General features: G+C 60.3%; 4 protein-coding genes and 2 tRNA genes. All 6 read left to right on the forward strand.

Going from position 1 to position 4,463, the window contains the following annotated elements; all coding sequences use genetic code 11:
* The first annotated feature begins 2 nt into the window (after window positions 1–2).
* Window positions 3–773 carry an alpha/beta fold hydrolase gene (locus tag B3873_RS21085; protein ID WP_286868841.1) on the forward strand — a complete coding sequence of 257 codons (771 nt, stop codon included), beginning with the start codon at window positions 3–5 and terminating at the stop codon, window positions 771–773.
* Window positions 774–846: 73 nt separating this feature from the next.
* The gene (locus B3873_RS21090; RefSeq protein WP_008328017.1) at window positions 847–1,197 is read left to right on the forward strand and encodes a RidA family protein; all 351 of its coding nucleotides are present in this window, start codon (window positions 847–849) and stop codon (window positions 1,195–1,197) included.
* Between the two features lie 3 nt (window positions 1,198–1,200).
* Window positions 1,201–3,453: a RelA/SpoT family protein gene (locus B3873_RS21095; protein ID WP_134222114.1), complete on the forward strand. Its 2,253-nt coding sequence runs from the start codon at window positions 1,201–1,203 to the stop codon at window positions 3,451–3,453.
* A gap of 136 nt (window positions 3,454–3,589) precedes the next feature.
* Window positions 3,590–3,666: transfer RNA gene (locus B3873_RS21100), tRNA-Val, on the forward strand.
* Window positions 3,667–3,771: 105 nt separating this feature from the next.
* Window positions 3,772–3,848: transfer RNA gene (locus B3873_RS21105), tRNA-Val, on the forward strand.
* 335 nt (window positions 3,849–4,183) lie between these two features.
* Window positions 4,184–4,463: response regulator (locus tag B3873_RS21110; protein WP_286868845.1), on the forward strand; the 280-nt coding region annotated here is incomplete at its 3' end.

The following is a 4,463-nucleotide window of genomic DNA, read 5'->3' on the forward strand; positions in this document are numbered from 1 at the left end:
ATGTGCTGGTGTGCGTGCACGGCGTCACCCGGGTCTCCGACGATTTCGACCGCATGGCCCGCGAGCTCTGCGATACCTATCGCGTGATCTGCCCCGATGTGGTCGGACGCGGCCGTTCCGGACGTCTGGCCAATCCGCAGTTCTACACGGTCCCGCAATACGTGAGCGACATGGTGACCCTGCTGGCACGCGCCGATGCCGAGATCGTCGACTGGTTCGGTACCTCCATGGGTGGCCTGATCGGCATGGGGCTGGCCTCGCTGCCGGGCAATCCCATCCGCCGCCTGGTACTCAACGACATCGGCCCTTCCATCAACGGTGCCGCCCTGGCGCGCATCGGCGACTACATCGGCCAGGACGTGCGCTTCGATACCTTCGAGGAGGCCTCCCAGTTCATCCGTACCATTTCCGTCAGTTTCGGTCAGCACAGCGATGAAGAATGGCACAAGCTGGCCAAGGATGTGCTGCGCCAGAATGAAGAGGGCAAGTGGGTGCGCCATTACGATCTGGGCCTGGCGGTCCCCTTCAAGCTGACTGCGCCGGAAGCGGCCAGCGCGGCCGAGCAGATGCTGTGGGCGGCCTATGATGCAATCCGCTGTCCGACCCTGGTGGTGCGCGGCGCCCAGTCCGACCTGCTGCTGCCGGAAGTGGCGCAGGAAATGACCCGTCGCGGCCCCAAGGCCAAGCTGGTGGAACTGCCCGACGTGGGGCACGCTCCCACCTTCATGCATGCCCCGCAGATCGAGGTGGCGCGCCAGTTCCTGCTGGGCTGAGCGGCCTGCGATCCGATTACGTTTTTCATCACCGGCGCGTCTTGCCGCCGGGTTTTACTAGGAAGGAAATTTCATGTCCGTACAACGTCTGCACGTCGGCAAGCGTCTCTCCGAAGTCGCCATTCACAACGGTACCGTCTACCTGGCCGGCCAGATCGCCGAAGACGCCACCCAGAACATCGAAGGCCAGACCCGCGAAGTGCTGGGCCACATCGACCGCCTGCTGGCTGAAGCCGGCAGTGACAAGACCAAGATCCTGTCGTGCCAGATTTTCCTGTCCGATGTGAAGGATTTCGCTGGCATGAACGCCGTCTGGGACGAGTGGGTCGCCCCCGGCAATGCGCCCCCGCGCGCCACCGTCGAAGCCAAGCTGGCCCGTCCCGAACTGCTGGTGGAAATCATCATCGTCGCTGCACAGAAGTAATTTATGGTTTCGGTTGCAAGTACCCAGGGCGAAGGCCTGGCGGCCATTACCGCCGGCCTCGGTCCTGACGATGTCGCACGGGTCGAGCAGGCGCTGGCCGAGCTCGAACCGCTGTATGCCGACAGGCAGATCCTGTCCGGGCAGAATGCACTGCAATTCGCGGTCTCGGTGGCCACCGTGCTGACCGCCCTCAATGTCGATGCCGCCACCCGCATCGCCGGCCTGGCCTTCGAAGCCCAGATGCTGCATCCCGAGCTGGAAGAAAAGCTGGAAGAACGCTTCGGCAAGGAAATCGCCGACCTGGTGGGCAATGTGCGCCAGCTGATGCGCTTTCACAGCCTTAGCTTCCAGCCCCAGAACCAGGAAGTCCTGCGCGGCAAGAACGCTGCCCAGCAGGCCGCCGCCCAAGTGGAAACCCTGCGCAAGATGCTGCTGGCCATGGCCACCGACATGCGCGCGGTGCTGGTGCGGCTGGCCTCGCGCGTGGCCACGCTGCGCTACTTCGCCGAGACCAAGCAGGAGAACGAAGCCAGCGCCCAGTATGCGCGCCAGACCTTCGATCTCTACGCGCCGCTGGCCAACCGGCTGGGCATCTGGCAACTGAAGTGGGAACTGGAAGACCTGTCCTTCCGTTTCCTGGAGCCGGTGACCTACAAGCGCATCGCCAAGATGCTGGAAGAAAAGCGGCTGGAGCGCGAAGCCTTCGTGGCCAACGCGATCACGCGCCTGCGCACCGAGATGGCAGCGCAGGATATCCGCGCCGAGGTCAGCGGCCGGCCCAAGCACATCTACAGCATCTGGAACAAGATGCGCGGCAAGTCCATCGATTTCTCCGAGCTCTACGATGTGCGAGCCTTCCGCGTCATCGTCGATGATGTGAAGACTTGTTATTCAGTGCTGGGCATCGTGCACAACATCTGGACGCCGATTCCCGAAGAGTTCGACGACTACATCTCGCGTCCCAAGCAGAACGGTTACCAGTCCCTGCACACGGTGGTCATGGCCGAAGATGGCCGGGCGCTGGAAGTGCAGATCCGTACCCACGAAATGCACCACTTCGCCGAATACGGTGTGGCGGCGCACTGGCGCTACAAGGAAAGCGGCGGTTCCAATTTCTCGGCGCAGAAATATGACGAGAAGATCGCCTGGCTGCGTCAGCTGCTGGCCTGGAAGAACGAAGTCACCGATGCCGTGGTGGACCAGGAAGAAGTGCGCCGCGATTGGGTGCAGAAGCTCAAGTCGGCCACGCTGGACGAGCGCATTTATGTACTGACACCGCAGGCGCGCGTGATCGAATTGCCCAGCGGTGCCACGCCGATCGACTTTGCCTATCACCTGCACAGCGATGTCGGCCACCGCTGCCGTGGGGCGCGGGTGGATGGCGTGATGGTGCCGCTGAACACCACGCTCAAGAATGGCCAGACGGTCGAGATCATCACGGCCAAGAGCGGTCCCGGTGTGGGGCCGTCGCGCGACTGGCTCAGTGCCGATTACACGGCCAGTTCGCGTACGCGCTCCAAGATCCGCGCCTGGTTCAATGCCATTGAGCAGCAGGAGACGCTTTCCGTCGGGCGCGGCCTGCTGGAAAAGACCTTGCAGCGCGAAGGCAAGACCGCCGTCAACCTCGAAGAGCTGGCCCAGAAGCTGGGCTTCGCCAAGGTCGATGACCTGTGCCTGGCGCTGGCCAAGGAAGAATTCAGCCTGCGGCACGTGGAGCAGGCGCTGCATCAGGGCGAGGAAAAGAAGCCCGAGATCGATGACGAAGCCCTCATCACGCGCAAAAGCCGTGCATCGAGCATCGTGCAGGGCGCCAAGTCGGGCGTGCTGGTGGTCGGTACCGATGGCCTGCTGACCCAGCTGGCGCGCTGCTGCAAGCCGGCGCCGCCGGATGTGATCGCCGGCTTTGTCACGCGTGGCAAGGGGGTGTCCATCCATCGGGTCAACTGCAAGAACTTCGCCGAGATGAGCTTGCATGCGCCGGAACGGGTGATCCAGACCACTTGGGGTGCACCGGCACGCGATACCGTGTATCCGGTCGACATCTTCGTGCTGGCCAGCGATCGCCAGGGTTTGCTGCGCGATATCTCCGATATCTTCCTGCGCGACAAGATCAACGTGATCGGTGTGAGCACGCAAAGCGTGAAGGGGCATGCGCGCATGGCCTTCACGGCCGAGATCGGCTCGACCGAGCAATTGCAGAAAGCGCTCACGGTGATTCGCGAGGTCAAGGGTGTGATCGAGGCCAAGCGGCAGTAATGCCCAGTTGTTTGGTAGTACAGGCGGGAGGGCAGGGAGGCTGGGTACTTGGCGAAATACGCTAACTATTTTTAATTTTTCATCATTTACCCCTTGGCAAATTTTGAAAAGCCTCCTATACTCTCGCTTCTTCGTTAGGCGCGTAGCTCAGCTGGTTAGAGCACTACCTTGACATGGTAGGGGTCGTTGGTTCGAGTCCAATCGTGCCTACCAATTCTTCTGGTTCCATTCGGAGCGGGTGAGTTGGGGCGAAGCAAACAAAAGGAGGCGCGTTCTCGGCTTCCTTTTTTGTTTTATCAAGTTCTTGCAGTCTTCGATAGGCGCGTAGCTCAGCTGGTTAGAGCACTACCTTGACATGGTAGGGGTCGTTGGTTCGAGTCCAATCGTGCCTACCAATTCGTTTGCTTCCTGATGGGGTAAAGGGGTTGGTTGAAGAAATATGCAGGAATCAACAAAAGGAAGCGCATTGGCGGCTTCCTTTTTGTTTTTCTGCCTCCCTTTTCTTCACTTCTTTCCACCTTTTCTGTGTTCTGACCGCAGCTGACGCTGATCTCGCTCCGGCTGCGCGCCTGGCTTTGCGAAGGGTCAATCGCAGGTGTAAAAAAGCGCATCGCATGAAGGAATGCGTCAGATGTTTCGCGGAAGCATCTAAAAATGCTTTACACTTGCGTCGAATTTTTTCGGCAACAACATCTCTAATCCTCATTTTCACGGTTCAGCGAATTTCCCTATGGCAGCAGATGATCAGTATTTCCTCGTGGTTGATGACTTTTCGACGATGCGTCGCATTGTCAGCGGCCTGCTGAAGGAGCTCGAATACACCAAGATGGTGGAGGCCGATGATGGCTCTTCCGCACTGAAGATTCTGGAGGCGGGTGCCTTGCCGGTGACCTTCGTGCTGACCGACTGGAACATGCCGGGCATGGATGGCCTGACGCTGCTCAAGAAGATCCGTGCAACGCCTTCTCTGGCGCACTTGCCGGTATTGATGATCACGGCCGAAGCCAAGA

The sequence above is a fragment of the Herbaspirillum sp. UBA812 genome (genome assembly GCF_002296545.1).
Taxonomy (GTDB): domain Bacteria; phylum Pseudomonadota; class Gammaproteobacteria; order Burkholderiales; family Burkholderiaceae_D; genus Herbaspirillum; species Herbaspirillum huttiense.

Excerpts from the sequence above, each read along its gene's own strand:
- B3873_RS21090 (WP_008328017.1), top strand. The coding sequence starts at position 847 with ATGTCCGTACAACGTCTGCACGTCGGCAAGCGTCTCTCCGAAGTCGCC.
- B3873_RS21095 (WP_134222114.1), top strand. The coding sequence starts at position 1,201 with ATGGTTTCGGTTGCAAGTACCCAGGGCGAAGGCCTGGCGGCCATTACC.